Origin of the sequence: Streptococcus sp. HMSC066E07, from assembly GCF_001814695.1 — a bacterium.
Taxonomy (GTDB): Bacteria; Bacillota; Bacilli; order Lactobacillales; family Streptococcaceae; genus Streptococcus; species Streptococcus hominis.
The window spans coordinates 93,712-111,570 of sequence record NZ_KV817463.1 but is presented as its reverse complement, the minus strand read 5'-3'; the positions used below and the strand labels follow the sequence as shown (position 1 = coordinate 111,570).

The window sequence follows — 17,859 nt, the reverse complement described above, 5'->3', positions numbered from 1 at the left end:
TCGTGGTACCACCTTCATTTAGATAAGAATAAGATTCCTATCCCTCTTACTCGTAACGTGAGTTAAGCGTTAAATCTTACTATTTTCAGATCTAAGTTTGCAAAATGATAATCCTAACAAAAGGGATTACAGGTCTCTCACCGTCACCTGCTCGCTGCGAATATTTTGTTAGCATCTTGTTTTTACATTTTCTTATAAAATATCTACTGATTCTGTTGAAGTAGCTTCTGAGTTTTCTGTTGAGTTCTCATCATTGGTTAAATGCAAACCCAAAACAGACTCGTCTAAAGTTTCAAATGCTTGTGTTTCTGCTAATTCACGATTTGCTTCTTCAATGCGTCTTTGTAATTCTTCCATTTCTTCTGGAGAGAACTGACGCGTCACATCCACTTCATCTTCTTCTGGAGTCGTTACGACTTCACCCAAAGCAGACTGAACAACTTCTTTAAAGGCTTCATCACTAGTCTGCAAGTAAGTAGCTGTTGGGCGAAGAATATCTTCCCATTCTGAAGAATTCACAATGCTTAATTGACTTTCAATGGTTGATTTTAAACGTTGGTGGAAAACACGCGTTTTATTTTTCAACTCTTCTGTTTCAACAGCCACTTTCTTAGCATTATCAGTCGCTTGACGAAGAATTTCATTAGCCTTGTATTTTGCCTCATCCAACAAATGTTGGGCCTCTTGCTCAGCCTTATGAACAATGTTTTCAGAACGGTCATTTGCCGCTTGTTTTACACGTTCTGCCGTATCTTGTGCAATCAATACAGACTGGCTAAGGGAATCCTTCATCTCGTCAAAATAGGTCAAACGTTCTTCCAGATTTTTAATTTTTGACTCTTGTTCATGATTGACACGAACTAAATCTTCGTAATCTTGGACAATGATATCAAGAAATTCATCTACTTCGTCAACATCATATCCTCTAAATTTGTGAGCAAAAGCTTTATCTTTAATTTCTAACGATGTAATAGCCATATTTTCTCCTTACTTACTAGACAATAATTCAACAGTTAACTTGTACTTCCCATTTTTTGAAAAGCCATTTTCTCTTAAAACTTTTACTCTCCCATATCCTCGTATACTGATCAAGTCATTCAATAACAATTGATGACTGGGATTATCCAGCATGGAATAGTTTACCTTAACTTGCTTTGTTGCTATCAGCCGAGCGGCAATGCTTCGTGACAAATGAAATGAGGCAGCTACCACTTTATCCAAACGCATACTAGAGACAAGTACATCTCTTAGCTTTGAATCAGTTTGAGCGATAATTTGTTGTGAAAAATCTACTTGCTTTAATTTTACAGGTGTCTTTGCTATCCTTGAGATATGATTGATGAAAAATTGAGTGAATTTCTTATCTACCATAATTTGTGCTCTACCTGAAGCTACAAGAATATCACCAAAAACTTTACGTTCAATCCCTAATTGATTCAATAACGTTCCCATTATTTGCGAATGGGTTAAATGGTGAAATTTATTCGCATAGCTAATTTCTAACAACTCCATTTCAAAATCACTTAATTGCAACTCATAGTAGAGAGGAGCAATAATGACTTTAGCAAATTCACTCGTATAATAATCCGAACTTGAAAATATTTGCAATTGTAAGTGATTCCCAAGATTTCGCAAAACTTCAACTTGATGTGGATTTACAAACGAAGTCACTTCAAAAGAATAAGAATCCTCAACGCGCTGCATCTGTTCTAAACTTTTATCAACAATTTCACGATCTTCTTCAGCAAAATGTTGGTATAAATGTTTGGTATTCTTCATGAATTTAAGCTAAAAGCAAAAGGGCATTCAAAATGATGCCAGAAACAAAATTCAGAAGAAAGATAACGACAAGAACCGTCCAATCAATCCCAGCAAATTGTAGGTTGAAACGTTGAAATGGTTTTAAAACAGGCTCTACTATCCGCAGAATCAACTGACCAAACGACGTTTGATAGGTACCTGGAAACCATGATAATAGAGCATACACCACTAAAATGAATGAATATAATCTCACTAAATTATAAAGTATATTTACAATCCAAACCATGCTTTTATCTACGTTTCATATCAAAATCAAATTCGCCACTTTGCAAATCATCAGGTAATTTTAAATCCTCAACATTTACAATAACATTGATTGGTGTTAAAAGGTACATTGTACTCGCAACTTTTTTAATGTTCCCTGCAAGCACATAACGTGCACCATCCAAATAGTCCAAACAACGACGAGCTTGCACTTCTGTCATATATTGAAAATCAATCAAAATACTTTCATTAACAATTAACAAATCAACAATTTCAGTTGTTTCTTCATATTTTCTTGGGTAACGAACATTGATGGTCACTTTGTCATCTGAAATCGTGCGGTGTTGTGCCAATTCTTGCTGGCGCGCATGAAGACGAGTGATATTCTCATTTGCTCCTGACCTTGTAGAAGATTGTACAGAACTACTTGCTGTATGTACTGTTCTTTCTTTAGTAGGTGTTACAGATTGACTACTCGCACGTGGTGGTAGCTCAGGCGTTTGAACGCCAGCATCTTCACCATCTTCCGTAAAGTAATCAATGAATTTATCAAATCTATCTTTAAGAGACATAATACTTTCCTATTTAAAAAATGCGGTACCAATTCTGACAAAAGTCGAACCATTTGCAATAGCTATTGTATAATCACGGCTCATTCCCATACTTAAATCAGTAAAAGGCATATTAGGTAACTGTTTACGTTGTAATCCTTGCTGTAATTGATAGGCTTGTTGGAAAATGACATTTAATTCCGCTTCATCTGCTTCAATTGGTGCCATTGTCATCAAACCTACAATCTGAATGTTTTCAAGTTTTTCTAGCTCAGGTAAAATCGTATCTATTTCCTCTACAGCAAAACCATGTTTACTAGCTTCTTTGGAAATATTTACTTGTAAAAAGCATTTAATGATATGTTCAGCTCTTTTGTTGATTTCTTGAGCTAATTTTACTGAATCTAAGGCATGGAAATAATCAACATAATTGATGACGTCTTTCACTTTCCGCCTTTGAAGTGTACCAATTAAGTGCCAAATTACACGTTCATCTTTCAGAGCCTGATATTTCTCTAGAAATTTATCAACTCGATTTTCACCGATATGATGAATTCCTGCTTTAACCAGCTCTTTAGCAGTAGAGCTGTCAACATATTTGGTGACAGCTATTACTTCTACTGAATTTTTTGAGCGATTAGCTTTTTGAGTAGCTTGCGCTACATTTTCTAAAACTTGATATGTATTCTTTGCTAAATCCATTTTATCGGTTTTTAAAGAATGGTGGTGTTTCTAATTCATCGTCATCAGAACTAGTGTCTTCATAACGTTCCACAGCTGGTGCGGCACTCGCATCTGTTGAGCGAACAATATTCTCACGACGCAAATCCCAATCACCAAATGCTGAAGTCTGTGGCGCTTCTGTCCGTTGACGACTTGGCTTTGGAACTTCAAGATTTTCAGTCAAATCAAAGTTCCGGTCATAACCTTGGCTTCCTCTAGAATTACGATTTTCACGAGTTCCAGCTGCATAAGAATTTTGTTGAGCAACTGGACGAACACCACTTACTCGATCAATTTTTTCTTGACGAACACCCGTTGCAACAACTGTCACACGAATTTCATCTTTCATGCTGTCGTCAATAGAAGTACCTAACCAGATATTAACACCATGACCTGCTGCTTGATTGACGATTTCTGACGCTTCTTCTGCTTCAATCAAGGTCATATCAAGACCACCTGTAACGTTGATGATGACATCTTCAGCTCCATCAATTGTTGTTTCAAGAAGTGGTGAATAAATAGCCTTACGTGCAGCTTCAATAACACGTTCTTCGCCACTACCAATACCAATTCCCATAAGAGCATCACCTTTATTTGCCATAACGGTTTTCACATCGGCAAAGTCAAGGTTAATAAGTCCTGGGCTTGTAATCAAGTCCGTAATTCCTTGTACACCTTGACGAAGGACATTGTCTGCTTCGCTCAAAGCTTCAAGAAGAGGAGTTTTCTTATCAACAATTTCAAGTAAATTATTGTTTGAAATGATAAGAAGTGTATCTACATGCTCACGAAGTTCATTGATTCCTTCAATCGCAAAGTTACCACGCTTACTTCCTTCAAAGCCAAACGGGCGAGTAACAACTGCAACAGTTAAGGCACCAAGACCCTTTGCAATACGAGCAATAACTGGTGCAGCACCTGTACCAGATCCACCGCCCATACCAGCAGTAATGAACACCATATCAGCTCCCGTAAGAGCTTCCGTCAACACTTCTTCGCTTTCTTCAGCCGCTTTACGACCGATTTCAGGCTGTCCTCCAGCACCTAGACCGCGAGTCAACTTTGGTCCAAGCTGAATAACGGTTTCTGCTTTTGAGCCACTCAGAGCTTGCACATCTGTATTGGCAGCGATAAATTCAACGCCTGATACTCCTTCATCAATCATGCGGTTAATGGCATTACCACCACCACCACCGATACCAATAACTTTAATTACTGCTCCTTGTGCCGCAGCTGTATCAAATGAAAATGTCATAATGTATTACCTTCTCCTTTAATCAAACATATTGCCAAGTAGATTTCGAACACGATCTGTCAATTTTTCTTTTGGTTGTTGAGATTGTGTCGGAAGTGGTTCGGGACGTTCAACTTCTTCTGCTGGTTCAGCAATCGGAGTCACAATTGTTTGTTGCGGCTGAGTAAAGCGCTGCAACGGATTGAACGACTGACTTTGTTGAGTCGGACGAGAAAATTCAACCGGTTGATGACGCAGAAGTTCATCACCGTGAACAGCAACTTGTGCTAAAACATCCACTTCAGATAGATTTCCAGCATATTCTGATAAGCTAATGACATGAGCAAAAGCTGGATTACGAATACCGATTTGATTTGGTACGTATAGTTTAACAGGAACACCGAAAACTTCTTGCGCCAATTCCACCACACCTGGTAAAATTGCACCACCACCAATAATAACAATTCCACCTGGAAGTTCTAATAAGTGTCTTCTTTCTAAATCTTGCTTGATTTGTTCAAAGATATGTTTAACACGTGCTGAAATAATTTCTGCTAAATAGCGCTCTGTTACTTCAACTGGTTCAACTTCTCCAATCACTTCCACTTGGAAGGACTCATTGCTAGCAGCAGGTACGTATGCTTCGCCATAGTTAAACTTCAAGCTTTCTGCAAGTTTTTTAGAAGTTTTTAAAACTTTTGAGATATCTTTTGTGACGTATTCGCCACCTTCTTGATAGATATTAGTAAATTGCAGTTCTTGGTTGCGAACAGAAGCTACTGTTGTTTGACCACCACCCATATCAATGACAGTTGCACCAAATTCACGTTCTCCTTCATTTAGAACAGATTTGGTCATAGCAAGCGGAGAAATGATAATATTTTCTACTTGAACTCCTGCTCGCTCAACTGTTTTTCGTAAATTATGAAGAATAGTGCGTGGTCCTGTGTAGAGAAGCCCACGCATTTCTAAACGAATGCCCATCATTCCACGAGGATCACGGATACCTTGGAAGCCATCTACAATAAACTCTTCAGGAATAAAGGTAATAACTTCACGGTCTGGAGTCATACTTTTTGTCAAAGCAGATCTCACAACATTTTCAACATCTGCATCTGTAATTTCTTTCGTTTCGCTTGTTACAGGAATCATACCTTGCGTTGGCTCAATCTGCAACAAGTTAGCAGGCAAGCCAACATTCACCAGCTTAATGGAAATACCTGCTTTTTCCTCTGCTTGTGAAATTGCAGATTTTATAGCACTTGCTGCTGCTTCGATATCTACAATGATACCATCTTTTACGCCAGCACTTTTGGCATTACTAACCCCAATTACATTTAATTCATTGTTTACGTGTTCTGCTACCAAGACCTTAATGGAGCTTGTTCCGATATCTAATCCTGTAAAAAAGCCATCTCTAGCCATTAGACCATTCCTCTCTATCTACCAAGTTTCTCACTTATCAATTTAACTATCAAAAAAGTATAGTTATTCAAAGCATATTATAACATAAAAAAATAAAAATTGGGTAGATTTTCTGCATTATTTTAGCTATTTCTATAACTAAATATTCCTGCTTCCATATCCACAACGCTTGTTTCCGTCAATTGTGGTTTAATTTTTTCATAATAAGGCAATTTTTTAGCTACTTCTGACAAAGGAACTAGAATTTTATTTCCATCTGTCATAGTGATTGTCAGCAAATCTTCAGTCGCTTTACTCGGTGTATGCTGAACCGTTTGAATTTCTGATTTGATTGTATCAGAAATACTTGATAATTGTTGCACAAATTTCTTAAGCATTGCTTTATCTGAAAAATCAAGCGTTATATAACTTTTTGGCAACTGTGATTTTTTAACCGGAGTAGCAATTTCTTCTCCACTAGATAATACTGGGAAATACTGCTCCCCAGAATAATCATACGCAACCACTGTGTATTCTGTTATTTTTATTTTAAATGTAATCGGAAATTGGTAACTTATCTCTGCTTTTTTCACCCATAGATTTGATAATTTAATATTTCTAGCATGTGCCTTTTGACTCAAATACGTCGTCAAGGTGTAATCCTCTTTTTGAATACTAGAAGCATCCAGCACCTCTGTTTTTGAAAGCTGTTTATTGCCCGTCACCTCTATGTTCTTTAATTTTGAATAGGGACTTATAAAATAAACAGCTAAAATTAACAAAATAGAACTTAGAATCAATACTGGCAAAGCACGGTAAACATGACGAGGAGCGATTTTTTCTCTTGTCTCTTTTGCTTCCTGCTTAGCTTGTTTGCGTTCTGCTTTCTTCTTTTTTCGCAAGGACGCTTTATCAAGAGACGCATCTTGTTCTTCCTCGGAGAACTCTGTTACAGTGGATTCTTCTAAGTCCTCTGATTCTGCTTCTTGAGTATCAGATGTTACTTCTGTTTTTTCATCTTCCTCGCCTACATCTGATTTTTCAGGATTTGGCAAATGCTGCTTTTTTTGCTCTGCCAATTCTTTCTCTTTTTCAGCTTCTTCTTGGGCCTTTTTTTCAAGGTATTCCTTGTTTCTTTTCTGCCACTCAGAAAGTTTTTCTGTTTTTTGCTCTTTCTGATCCTCTTGCTTCTTTTTTGTCATTTTCTTCCTTTATCCATGTCATTTTTTAAAAGGTTATAAAATTCATCTAACGATTTTATTTCGTGGGACTGTTTCATGTTTTCTTCATAAAATTCTTTCTGTTCAAGCAACTCTGTTATCATTTTTTGAAGATTCTCCAAATTCAATTGAGGCTCGTCTAATTTTTTGGCATAGCCTTTTTTTACAAAATAATCTGCATTTTCAATCTGGTCACCGCGACTTGCTTCGCGTCCCAAAGGGACAATTACATGAAGCTTTACCATAGCCAACAATTCAAAAATAGTATTAGATCCGCCACGTGTAACAACGACATCCGCCAAGTCCATCAACGGTTGATAGAGGTCAGTCACATAGGCAATTCGGTACAGATGATTTGATAATTCGTCTAAGCTAGCATCGCCTGATAAATTGATAATATTGTAATGCTGAGTTAGCTCTGCTTTATTTGCCGTTACAAAATCATTAAAAACCTTTGCTCCCGCTGACCCACCAACAAACAGAAGTGTCGGAAGGTTTTCATCAAAATGCTGCTGAATGGCTTGAATCTGATCATTTGGAGCAGTTATTTTTTCTCCTACCTTTGTTACAGCTCCCACATGCTCAATTTTTGTCAACGCATGGGCTTGTTCAAAAGTAGAATACATTTTTGTCGCACATTTGTAAGCAATTTTATTTGCTAGACCAATAGAGAGGTCTGATTCATGTACATAAACTGGAATCCCAGCTAAGCGAGCTGCAATGACAGGAGGAACCGATACAAAGCCACCTTTAGAAAAGAGAGCCTGCGGACGAACCTTTAACATAATTCCTAAAGATTGCAAAATGCCCCAAGCCACTTTGAATACATCTAACATATTTTGCCAAGAAAAGTAACGGCGTAATTTCCCCGTTGCTATAGAATGAAAAGTGATATCCAAACCTGACTTCTGGATTTCTTGGTATTCAATCCCATGCTTGTCACCAATATAGTGGACTTGCCAACCTGCTTCTAGGAATTTTGGAATGAGTATAAGGTTTAGAGTCACATGACCAACCGTTCCTCCACCTGTAAATACAATCTTTTTCATCTTAACCCTTTAATTCTTCAAATGTTGCAATAAATTCATCGCCCCGAACTTCAAAATTTGGATACATATCCCAGCTTGCATTTGCTGGACTGAGAAGAACAATGTCACCTGCTTGAGCTTCAGCAAAAGCTTTTTGCGTCGCATCTTTCACATCTGCAGCATCCATATAGCTAACACCTGCTTTATCCGCTGCTCTCTTGACACGTGCTGCAGATTCTCCAAGAATAACCATTTTCTTCAATCCTTGAATATCTGGCACCAATTCGTCAAATTCATTGCCACGATCCAGTCCACCAGCAATCAAGATAACCTTGCTATTGTCAAAACCAGACAAGGCCTTTTGCGTTGCAAGAATATTTGTGGATTTGCTATCGTTATAAAATTTAACATGGTTGATTTCACCGACATATTGAAGGCGGTGCTTAACGCCACCGAAACCTGCCAATGTTTCTTTGATGACTTGATTTTCAATGCCACGCAGTTTCGCAACTGCAATAGTTGCAAGGGCATTTTCAACATTATGGCTACCCGGAACGCCAAGCTCATCTGCTGCCATAACAGGCTCTCCACGGAAAGTCAGCATGTTTCCCTCTAAGTAAGCGCCGTCTACCTTTTCCGTCGTTGAAAATGGTACAACGGTCGCTTGCGTCTTTGCAGCCAGCTCTTTCGCTAATGTTTGATTGAAATTCAATATGAGGAAGTCAGATTTGCTCATATTTTTTTGAATGTTCCATTTAGCAGCGACATAATTTTCAAAAGAGCCATGATAATCAATGTGAGTTGGCATCAGATTAGTAATCACTGCAATCTCTGGGTGAAAGGTTTCAATGCCCATGAGTTGGAAAGAAGACAACTCCATGACCAATGTATCATTTTGGGTTGCGGTTGTTGCAACTTGACTGGCTGGAAAGCCAATATTCCCAGAAAGCAGACCATTTTGACCACCTGCAGTCAAGACTTCCGCAATCATCGTTGTCGTTGTTGTTTTTCCATTAGAGCCCGTAATCCCAATAATTGGAGCATCTGAAATCAAATAGGCTAACTCCACTTCAGTGATGACTGGGATTTTCTTTTCCAAAGCTCTCGCTACCATAGGATTGTCGTAACGAATACCGGGATTTTTGACCATCAGTTCAAACTCTTCGTCCAAGAGTTCCAAAGGATGACCACCTGTTACCACTTTGATGCCTTCTTCAAGAAGAGACTGAGCAGCAGGATTTTCCTCAAATGGCTTTCCGTCATTCACTGTGACAATCGCTCCCAACTTATCTAATAAACGAGCAGCGGATTCACCAGACTTGGCCAAGCCTAAAACTAAAACTTTCTTATTTGCAAAATTTGTAATGTGCTTCATAACATGCCTCTTTTTAATTCTTCTGTATCTATTTTACCTTTTTTTCAGAAAATAAAAAAGCCTTTACGGCTTTTTATTCTTGTCTGTTACGAAGTTTTGAGCGAAACGATACTTTTCTATCTTTTTGTGACAATTTTGAAATATCACGTAGAGAAAAATAAGCTACGCCAATCATCAAAATTCCTACGAAAAACTCAGACGGTAATTGAAAAATCTGAAATACTGCCAATCCTAATAAAATGATAAAAGCGACTAGAGCAATCACTAAAACTACTACATTTAAAGTTCCTTTAATGCTCTGCGGAGCAGCAAAAATGTAAAATAATAGAATGAGAATTCCAAAGATTAAATAAAACATTTCTGCTCCTTTCTAGCCCATCCGCTTCTTTAATATATTAGCAACGAAGCAAACCGTTCTTTCATTATTCAGCTGATTTTTTCTTTTTAGCAGCTTTGGCACGTTGGTTTTTATCAAGAATTTGTTTCCGCAGGCGGATTGATTCAGGCGTCACTTCCATGTATTCGTCATCGTTCAAGAATTCAAGTGATTCTTCCAATGTCAAAATACGAGGCGTTTTAATAACCGCTGTTTGGTCTTTCGTTGCAGAACGAACATTGGTCATTTGTTTGGCTTTTGTAATGTTGACCGTCAAGTCATTTTCACGTGAATTTTCACCAATAATCATTCCTTCGTATACTTCTGTACCTGGATTGACAAAAATCGTTCCACGTTCCTCAATAGACATGATAGAGTATGTCGTTGCCTTTCCTGTATCAATTGACACAAGAGCTCCACGACGGCGTCCTCCAATCTCACCTGGAATCAATGGTAGGTATTGATCAAAAGTATGGTTCATAATCCCGTAACCACGCGTCATAGAAAGGAATTCAGTTGAGTACCCAATCAATCCACGTGCAGGCACAAGGAAAATCAGACGTGTTTGTCCGTTTCCGGTAGCCACCATGTCTAACATTTCACCCTTGCGCTCAGAAAGACTTTGGATAACCGAACCTTGGTATTCTTCTGGAGTGTCGATTTGCACACGCTCAAATGGCTCACATTGCACACCGTCAATTTCCTTGACGATAACCTCTGGGCGCGACACTTGTAACTCATAACCTTCACGGCGCATGGTTTCAATTAAGATTGATAAGTGTAATTCTCCACGACCTGATACAATCCATTTATCTGGCGAGTCAGTCGGATCCACACGAAGCGAAACATCCGTTTGCAATTCAGCCTGCAAGCGTTCTTCAACTTTCCGAGATGTTACCCATTTCCCTTCACGACCAGCAAATGGTGAATTGTTCACTAAGAAAGTCATTTGAAGCGTTGGTTCATCAATATGGAGAATCGGCAATGGTTCTACTGCATCTGTCGGAGTAATCGTTTCACCAACGAAGATATCTTCCATACCAGATACGGCAATCAAATCGCCCGCTTTGGCTTCGTCAATTTCACGACGCTCTAGCCCAAAGAAACCAAATAACTTGGTGACACGGAAATTTTTCGTTGTACCGTCTAATTTAGAAAGCGTCACTTGGTCTCCAACTTTCACAGTCCCGCGGAAAACACGACCAATACCGATACGACCTACAAAGTCATTGTAATCCAAAAGAGAAACTTGGAATTGAAGCGGCTCATCTGAATTATCCACTGGTGCTGGAATGTGTTCAATAATAGTATCAAAAAGCGGTGCCATGGTATGCTCTTGGTCAGCAGGGTCGTCTGACATAGAAGACGTTCCGTTGATAGCAGAAGCATACACAACTGGGAAATCTAATTGGTCATCATCTGCACCCAGCTCGATGAAAAGTTCCAAAACCTCGTCCACTACTTCTGCAGGACGTGCAGACGGTTTGTCAATTTTATTAACGACAACAATCGGCACCAAATCTTGCTCAAGAGCTTTTTTTAACACAAAACGAGTTTGTGGCATGGTTCCTTCATAAGCATCAACAACCAGAACAACCCCGTCCACCATTTTCATGATCCGCTCTACTTCTCCACCAAAGTCCGCGTGTCCTGGAGTGTCCATGATATTGATACGAACACCGTTGTAAGCAACAGCTGTATTCTTAGCAAGAATGGTAATTCCGCGTTCTTTTTCAAGATCGTTGGAGTCCATTGCGCGTTCTTGCAACTCTTTTCGATCGTCCAAGGTATGTGATTGCTTCAATAATTCGTCTACTAGCGTTGTTTTCCCATGGTCAACGTGAGCGATAATAGCGATATTGCGAATATCTTCTCTTAATTTTGTCATTTTATCCTCTAAATCTTAAGTTTTATTTCTAACTGAACAATTATACCACAGATTAAGGCAAAAAACACGGTTAAACTGGGTGTAAATGTTTTCATTAGAAAATCAATGCCCTACAAATTTATTTACATTCTTTATTGCAAAATTATGATATGATAAGAAAAAACAAAGGAAACTGTATGCGTTTAGATATTCTACTAGCTCAAGCTCACATTAGCCGTAAAAAAATGAAGCAAGCTCTACTAAAAAAGAAGATCTTAGTAGATGACTGTCCCGCTCGAAAACTCAGTCAAAATGTTGATACAGGTTTGCAGACGATTACGCTAGAAGAACAACCTGTCCTTGGCAAGCCTCATCAGTATTTTATGATGAATAAACCCCTTGGCGTTGTGACAGCTAACTCCGATGCCAAATTCCAAACAGTTCTAGAACTCATCAGACCTGAAGATTTCAGTGAAGATCTATATTCTGTTGGACGGCTCGATCGAGATACTTCTGGACTGCTGTTAATCACTGATAACGGTCCGCTCGGTTTTCAATTGCTTCATCCTCAATATCATGTCACAAAAACATACGAGGTTGAAGTTAATGGTCTACTAGATGACCAAGCAGTGCAATCCTTTCAAAAGGGCATCGTTTTTCTTGACGGAACAAGTTGTAAACCAGCCATTCTTACAATTCGTTCTTCTAATCCAAACAAAAGCTGTGCTACTGTCACTATTTCTGAAGGAAAATTTCACCAAATCAAAAAAATGTTTTTAACTGTCGGTGTCAAAGTTACTTCTCTGAAACGAACTCATTTCGGAGATTTTGAATTAGAACCAAACTTAGCCGCAGGAGAATATCGAGCATTGAACCAAGCAGAACTCGAAATAGTGAGGCACTACCTAGAAAAAAGCTATTAAAAGTGAGCAATCCTTTGGATTACTCACTTTTGATTTTTCCTTTCCATCCATCTAGTCCTGTAGAGAGGATGTAAATATTTTGATAACCTTGTTTTTTCAATAGAATAGCTGCATTCATAACACGTTGTCCACGGCTATTTTCGTACAGTAAAACAGCCTTGTCCTTACGAATAGCTCCCAAACTCGTTTTTAACTGCTGTGACGGGATATTTCGCGCTCCTAAAATATGTTTCCGACGAAAATCAGCTGGGTCGCGCAAATCAATCAACTGACCTTGCCGAATCATATCACCAAATTCTGCATTGTCTACTACCTTAGCCGCACGACGAACACGGACATAGTTAAAGCCCATCCAGCCTAACATCCCAACAATAATTGCCAATAAAATCCAGTTTAACATGTTTTCTCCTCATTCTTCTTCAAATATTGTAATTCCAACTGATGTTCCTTTCGCAAGACCCGCTCAGCTTCTAGATAGTCCATTCTTTCTATCAAGCCCGCATCATAAATCCTCTCTAACTCAATTTTCATCATTTCAATATCATACAAGCGCTTACCCATATAGATAATAATGCCAAAACTTTTGAGGTATTGCTGCACATCATAAAGTGTTTTCATGAGGCTTATTTTACCAGAATTTTAGGAGTATTTCAAGGTTGAAAAGAACTCATTTTGTAAGTAAAACATTCTTCAAGTGCTCAAAAATAACAAAAAAAGCCGCCGATTGGGCGACTCTTATAGGGAGATTATTATGAAAAAGAAAAGTTTAGGATTTTTATCAAATAAAGTTAGGAGGTCTTCATCTGATGATGTTAGTATAACGCCACCTCCTTAAACTTATCTTAAATTCTAAAAGATTTTAAAAATTTATTTTCTACTCTCAAAAATTTACTTACAAACCCGGAGTTTGACCGATTTCTGCTGTTAACATCCAGATATTCTTTTCAAGTTCTGCTTTTGCACCGACAAAAATATCGTTGGTCACATCATCTCCTTCTTCATCTGTTACATCCAGAGCTTCTTGGTAGAGGCCTACCAAGTAACGGAAGATTTCGATGACACGTTCCAAACTTTCTGCAACATTCTTACTGAATTTTCCTTCTTTTTCTTCAATATTGCTGTGTTGGATAAATTCACTCAAAGTTGAATACGGCGTTCCACCTAAAGTAATCAAACGTTCACTTACTTCATCTAAAGTCGTATCCAAGGTTTCCATATACTCATCCATCTTAGGATGCCAAACCATAAAACCAGCTCCACGCATGTACCAATGTACTTGGTGAAGAGCAATGTGAGCAGTGTATAAATCCGCTACCACTTGGTTTAAAACTGCTTTTGTTTTGGGAAGAGACTTACTGAAAGACTCAACACTTGAGAAAGTTGCAACATCTTTTGCTGCTTCATTTTTTAGATTAACCATTATCCTACCTCGCTTTTATTTAGAATGATTCTAATCTTTTTGATTATGATTTAATTATAATGCTTCTAAATAAGAAAGTCAAATGATTGAACTCTGAAATTTCTTTTATTAGAAAAGTTGCAATTTTTTAGAATTATTTACGAATAAAAAAGTATGATTCATTTTTATTTTTTCTTGGTTGGAAGCATTGTAGCTTCCTTTTTAGGGCTGGTCGTTGATCGTTTCCCTGAACAGTCTATTTTCGTTCCTTCCAGTCATTGTAATGCTTGTGGACAGAAATTAGCACCTCGTGATTTAGTCCCTGTCCTTTCTCAGCTTATCAATCGACTGCGCTGTCGGTTTTGTCAGTCAAAAATTCCCATTCGCTACTTGATATTAGAGTTGGTAGGTGGTTTACTCTTTCTCGCAACTTCCTTAAGCTACTTAAATATCAGCCAGCTTGTCTTGCTCATAATGGGAATTACACTAGCTCTTTATGATCAAAGAGAACAGGAATATCCTATCCTCATTTGGTTGTTCTTTCATCTTCTTCTCCTATTTTTGGTAGGTTTTAATCTTCTAATGATTAGTTTTTTAGCCCTTGGAATCGTAGCTTTTTTCTTTGACTTACGAATTGGCGCAGGAGACTTTCTTTTTCTATCTTCTTGTTCAACTGTTTTCAAGTTGACAGAGATTCTTTGGTTGATTCAAATTGCCAGCTTAGTGGGCTTATGTCTCTTTTGCTTAAAAAAGAGAAAAGACAGGATAGCTTTCGTTCCCTGTCTTTTGATTGGAGTGATTGTTCTGCTTTTATGCAAACTGTTGCTTCAATAAAATTAGAATGACGTCCTATCATGAGGCTAGGATGGATGTATCCAGATTCAGCGGAGCCTCGAAACAATAAAGCGATGATTACAATTTTCAAATTTTAGTTTTTTTACGTCATCTTCCCAGATTTCATATTTCTGTAGGTATTTGTACTCATGGGCGTCTATTTCACTCTTGATTTTTCGTGTTTCTTTTTTCTAAGTAATCAGCAATAGCGGCCACATCTTTATCACCACGCCCAGATACATTGACGATAATAATATTGTCCTTACTTAGCTGTGACGCGCGTTTAACTGCTTCTGCAATAGCGCGGGAACTTTCAATGGCAGGAAGTATCCCTTCTTTTCGCGTCAACAATAATAGTGCATCTACTACTTCATCATCTGTCGCAGCCACATATTCAACTCGACCTGAATCTTTAAAAAAGGCATGTTCAGGACCAACTCCCGGATAGGCCAATCCAGCGGAAATAGAATAAACAGGAGCTACCTGATCATTTTCTGAAAACAAAGCATACGTTTTCATGCCAAACTTAGCAGCCGATGCAGCTGTTGCTACTCCATGTTGACCGGCTCCAGTCTCTGCGATAACTCTGGTCTTACCCATTCGTTTTGCTAGGAGAATTTGCCCTAAAACATTGTTTAATTTATGAGAACCTAGGTGATTCAAGTCTTCTCATTTGAGATAGATTTTTGCACCTCCTAAATAGTCCGTCAAACTTTCTGCAAAATAAAGCGGTGTCCCTCGACCTGCATCATCTGCTAAATAATGATGATATTCTGCTAGAAACTCTGGAGCATTTTTATACTTTTCAAATGTTCCCTCTAGCTCGTCTAATAAAACTTGAATCGGTTCTGGTACAAAGCTACCACCAAATTGACCAAAATATCCTTTATTTTCTACCATGATGTTTCCTCACAATCTTTAGCATTCTTGAATTTAAACAACAAAATACCCCCACACAAAAACTGTGTGAGGGCGTATGAGCGCAGTGCCACCTCAGTTATGGGAAAAGTAGACCTTATCCGCATATCTCTATCTTGTCTATCAACAAGCTGCACTGTAAGGTGTGCACACCGAATTTTTATTGTTTCAAATTCATATCATTTACATCAGCCCATTTCATAAATATCTACTACTTGTTTACACCTAGCACAAGCTCTCTGGAAGTATCAATTTACTACTTTTCTGATGTTTGAGCATTATTATAGAGTTTTTCTACCATTCTATCAATAAAATAGTGAAAAAACCATGGAAAAGCATCCTAAATCCGAACAATAACCCATATTTTTACTTAGAAGTCAGAAACTTATCTTTCCAATGGCTGACACAAGTTTTATACAATAGAAAAGCCAGATATCCGCCTAATGTATTTGTCCATAAATCATCTATTTCAAAAACACGATTGGCATCAATTAAAATATCTAACAAAATCTGTGTACATTCAATGAAAAGGCTTATCACAAAGCTGACAGAGAGTACACGTTTGGTATTTCGCAAGTTCGGAAACAACCAGAGAAGCTGAAAAATCAGTGGGCTCAGCAGAAATATATTCATTAGATTTTGTACAAAAACTTTGACCAATTGAAAGAAGGACGTAATTTGTCCAAGATTGACCAAAGAATTAAAGGGAATAAGGAGAACTATAATGCGTCCAAACTGCTGAATCCCCGGCGTCTCCATTCCCTTTTCTGGCACTTGAGGGAGAAAACACATTAGACATAATAATAAAATGTAGAAAATGCTTCCCCAAGTCAGAATTTTACGCCCATTAACCGTTAATTCTCCATTTGATTGCAGCCATACTTTTAACCTAAGCATGTTTCGCAAGTGCCTTCTCCTTGTCTTTCTTCATCGTATTGGAACGCAATTGGCCGCAGGCTGCATCAATATCTGTACCATGCTCCTGACGAACAACACAGTTAATGCCATTCTTTTTTAGAGTATCGTAGAAAGCCATTACACGTTCCTTGGGACTGCGACTATATTGATCGTGCTCACTAACCGGATTGTAAGGAATCAAATTGACATACGATAGCTTTTTGATGTTTTTGAGCAATTCAGCTAATTCCAATGCCTGCTCTACTCCGTCATTGACTTCATTTAGCATGATATACTCAAAAGTAACCCTGCGGTTGGTTGTTTCAATATAATATTCAATCGCCGCAAACAGCTTTTCAATTGGAAAGGCACGATTGATTTTCATAATGCTAGAACGCAATTCATTATTGGGTGCATGAAGAGAAACAGCTAAATTAACCTGCACTCCTTCATTTGCAAAATCACGAATTTTATGTGCTAGACCGGAAGTGGAAACCGTAATGTGACGAGCTCCGATAGCCAGCCCTTTGTCATCATTGACAGTTCGCACAAACTTGAGAACATTGTCATAGTTATCAAAAGGCTCGCCAATCCCCATAACCACAATATGGCTGACGCGCTCACCTTGTCCACGCTCATCAAAATATTTTTGCACCAGCATAATCTGAGACATAATTTCCCCATTATTCAAGTCACGCTGCTTTTTAATCAGCCCGCTAGCACAAAAGGTACAGCCAATATTGCAACCCACCTGAGTGGTTACACAGACCGACAGACCATAGTGCTGACGCATGAGAACTGTTTCAATCAACATACCGTCTGGCAGTTCAAAAAGATACTTTACTGTGCCGTCAGCCGATTCCTGCACCACTCTTTGCTTTAGCGGATTGACAACAAATTCATCTTCTAACTTTGCTAATAAACCCTTTGAAATGTTTGTCATTTCTGTAAAAGACTGAACCCGTTTGCGATAAAGCCACTCCCAAATCTGAGTAGCTCGAAATTTCTTTTCTCCTTGACTTTCTACCCAGTCTATCAAATCCTGACGGGTCAAACTATAAATTGATGGTTTCATTTTCTTCCTC

19 protein-coding genes and 1 pseudogene are annotated in these 17,859 nt (G+C 38.3%); 2 read left to right on the top strand and 18 right to left on the bottom strand.

Features of this window, described 5'->3' with window-relative positions; all coding sequences use genetic code 11:
* Positions 1-192: 192 nt before the first annotated feature.
* From HMPREF2984_RS07580 to typA, 12 genes are all read right to left on the bottom strand, one after another.
* The gene (locus HMPREF2984_RS07580; protein WP_070670965.1) at positions 193-978 is read right to left on the bottom strand and encodes a DivIVA domain-containing protein; all 786 of its coding nucleotides are present in this window, start codon (positions 976-978) and stop codon (positions 193-195) included.
* A 9-nt stretch (positions 979-987) separates the two neighbouring features.
* Entirely contained in the window at positions 988-1,779 is a 792-nt protein-coding gene (locus HMPREF2984_RS07575) for a YlmH family RNA-binding protein (protein WP_070670962.1), read from the bottom strand.
* A 4-nt stretch (positions 1,780-1,783) separates the two neighbouring features.
* Positions 1,784-2,047, bottom strand: coding sequence for a YggT family protein (locus HMPREF2984_RS07570; RefSeq protein WP_070670959.1), 264 nt, complete (start codon positions 2,045-2,047; stop codon positions 1,784-1,786).
* A 4-nt stretch (positions 2,048-2,051) separates the two neighbouring features.
* Positions 2,052-2,597 carry a cell division protein SepF gene (locus tag HMPREF2984_RS07565; protein WP_003043347.1) on the bottom strand — a complete coding sequence of 182 codons (546 nt, stop codon included), beginning with the start codon at positions 2,595-2,597 and terminating at the stop codon, positions 2,052-2,054.
* A gap of 9 nt (positions 2,598-2,606) precedes the next feature.
* Positions 2,607-3,278 (bottom strand): YggS family pyridoxal phosphate-dependent enzyme, encoded by a 672-nt coding sequence (locus HMPREF2984_RS07560; RefSeq protein WP_070670958.1) that lies wholly within the window; start codon positions 3,276-3,278, stop codon positions 2,607-2,609.
* Position 3,279: 1 nt separating this feature from the next.
* Positions 3,280-4,554: a cell division protein FtsZ gene (ftsZ, locus tag HMPREF2984_RS07555; RefSeq protein ID WP_003043178.1), complete on the bottom strand. Its 1,275-nt coding sequence runs from the start codon at positions 4,552-4,554 to the stop codon at positions 3,280-3,282.
* An 18-nt stretch (positions 4,555-4,572) separates the two neighbouring features.
* The gene (gene ftsA, locus HMPREF2984_RS07550; RefSeq protein ID WP_049533486.1) at positions 4,573-5,958 is read right to left on the bottom strand and encodes a cell division protein FtsA; all 1,386 of its coding nucleotides are present in this window, start codon (positions 5,956-5,958) and stop codon (positions 4,573-4,575) included.
* A 122-nt stretch (positions 5,959-6,080) separates the two neighbouring features.
* Positions 6,081-7,139, bottom strand: a complete 1,059-nt coding sequence (locus HMPREF2984_RS07545; RefSeq protein ID WP_049533487.1) for a cell division protein FtsQ/DivIB — start codon at positions 7,137-7,139, stop codon at positions 6,081-6,083.
* Positions 7,136-8,206, bottom strand: a complete 1,071-nt coding sequence (locus tag HMPREF2984_RS07540) for a UDP-N-acetylglucosamine--N-acetylmuramyl-(pentapeptide) pyrophosphoryl-undecaprenol N-acetylglucosamine transferase (RefSeq protein ID WP_049533488.1) — start codon at positions 8,204-8,206, stop codon at positions 7,136-7,138. Before HMPREF2984_RS07540 ends, HMPREF2984_RS07545 begins: the two co-directional genes overlap by 4 nt.
* A 1-nt stretch (position 8,207) precedes the next feature.
* Positions 8,208-9,560, bottom strand: coding sequence for a UDP-N-acetylmuramoyl-L-alanine--D-glutamate ligase (gene murD, locus HMPREF2984_RS07535; RefSeq protein ID WP_070670955.1), 1,353 nt, complete (start codon positions 9,558-9,560; stop codon positions 8,208-8,210).
* A gap of 73 nt (positions 9,561-9,633) precedes the next feature.
* The gene (locus HMPREF2984_RS07530; RefSeq protein WP_070670953.1) at positions 9,634-9,918 is read right to left on the bottom strand and encodes a DUF3165 family protein; all 285 of its coding nucleotides are present in this window, start codon (positions 9,916-9,918) and stop codon (positions 9,634-9,636) included.
* Positions 9,919-9,982: 64 nt separating this feature from the next.
* Positions 9,983-11,824 (bottom strand): translational GTPase TypA, encoded by a 1,842-nt coding sequence (gene typA / locus HMPREF2984_RS07525; RefSeq protein ID WP_070670951.1) that lies wholly within the window; start codon positions 11,822-11,824, stop codon positions 9,983-9,985.
* 176 nt (positions 11,825-12,000) lie between these two features.
* Here typA and HMPREF2984_RS07520 point away from each other — a divergent pair, with 176 nt between their 5' ends.
* A complete protein-coding gene (locus HMPREF2984_RS07520) occupies positions 12,001-12,726 on the top strand; it encodes a 16S rRNA pseudouridine(516) synthase (RefSeq protein WP_070670949.1) in 726 nt (241 codons plus the stop codon).
* 19 nt (positions 12,727-12,745) lie between these two features.
* Here HMPREF2984_RS07520 and HMPREF2984_RS07515 read toward each other — a convergent pair whose 3' ends face one another.
* The 3 genes from HMPREF2984_RS07515 to HMPREF2984_RS07505 all read right to left on the bottom strand — a co-directional run bounded on the left by HMPREF2984_RS07515 (position 12,746) and on the right by HMPREF2984_RS07505 (position 14,146).
* Entirely contained in the window at positions 12,746-13,126 is a 381-nt protein-coding gene (locus tag HMPREF2984_RS07515; RefSeq protein ID WP_070670947.1) for a rhodanese-like domain-containing protein, read from the bottom strand.
* Entirely contained in the window at positions 13,120-13,344 is a 225-nt protein-coding gene (locus tag HMPREF2984_RS07510; protein WP_003025724.1) for a YqgQ family protein, read from the bottom strand. Before HMPREF2984_RS07510 ends, HMPREF2984_RS07515 begins: the two co-directional genes overlap by 7 nt.
* 274 nt (positions 13,345-13,618) lie before the next feature.
* Positions 13,619-14,146 carry a Dps family protein gene (locus tag HMPREF2984_RS07505; RefSeq protein WP_003032411.1) on the bottom strand — a complete coding sequence of 176 codons (528 nt, stop codon included), beginning with the start codon at positions 14,144-14,146 and terminating at the stop codon, positions 13,619-13,621.
* A gap of 153 nt (positions 14,147-14,299) precedes the next feature.
* On the opposite strand from HMPREF2984_RS07505, the gene HMPREF2984_RS07500 reads away from it, so the two are divergent.
* Entirely contained in the window at positions 14,300-14,959 is a 660-nt protein-coding gene (locus HMPREF2984_RS07500) for a prepilin peptidase (RefSeq protein WP_070670945.1), read from the top strand.
* Between the two features lie 162 nt (positions 14,960-15,121).
* Here HMPREF2984_RS07500 and HMPREF2984_RS07495 read toward each other — a convergent pair.
* The 3 genes and pseudogenes from HMPREF2984_RS07495 to rlmN all read right to left on the bottom strand — a co-directional run bounded on the left by HMPREF2984_RS07495 (position 15,122) and on the right by rlmN (position 17,849).
* Positions 15,122-15,859, bottom strand: a pseudogene (locus tag HMPREF2984_RS07495) (pyridoxal-phosphate dependent enzyme).
* Positions 15,860-16,243: 384 nt separating this feature from the next.
* Positions 16,244-16,774 (bottom strand): VanZ family protein, encoded by a 531-nt coding sequence (locus HMPREF2984_RS07490; protein WP_070670943.1) that lies wholly within the window; start codon positions 16,772-16,774, stop codon positions 16,244-16,246.
* Positions 16,767-17,849 carry a dual-specificity RNA methyltransferase RlmN gene (rlmN, locus tag HMPREF2984_RS07485; protein WP_022525296.1) on the bottom strand — a complete coding sequence of 361 codons (1,083 nt, stop codon included), beginning with the start codon at positions 17,847-17,849 and terminating at the stop codon, positions 16,767-16,769. The genes HMPREF2984_RS07490 and rlmN overlap by 8 nt, the downstream gene beginning before the upstream one ends.
* Between the last annotated feature and the right edge of the window lie 10 nt (positions 17,850-17,859).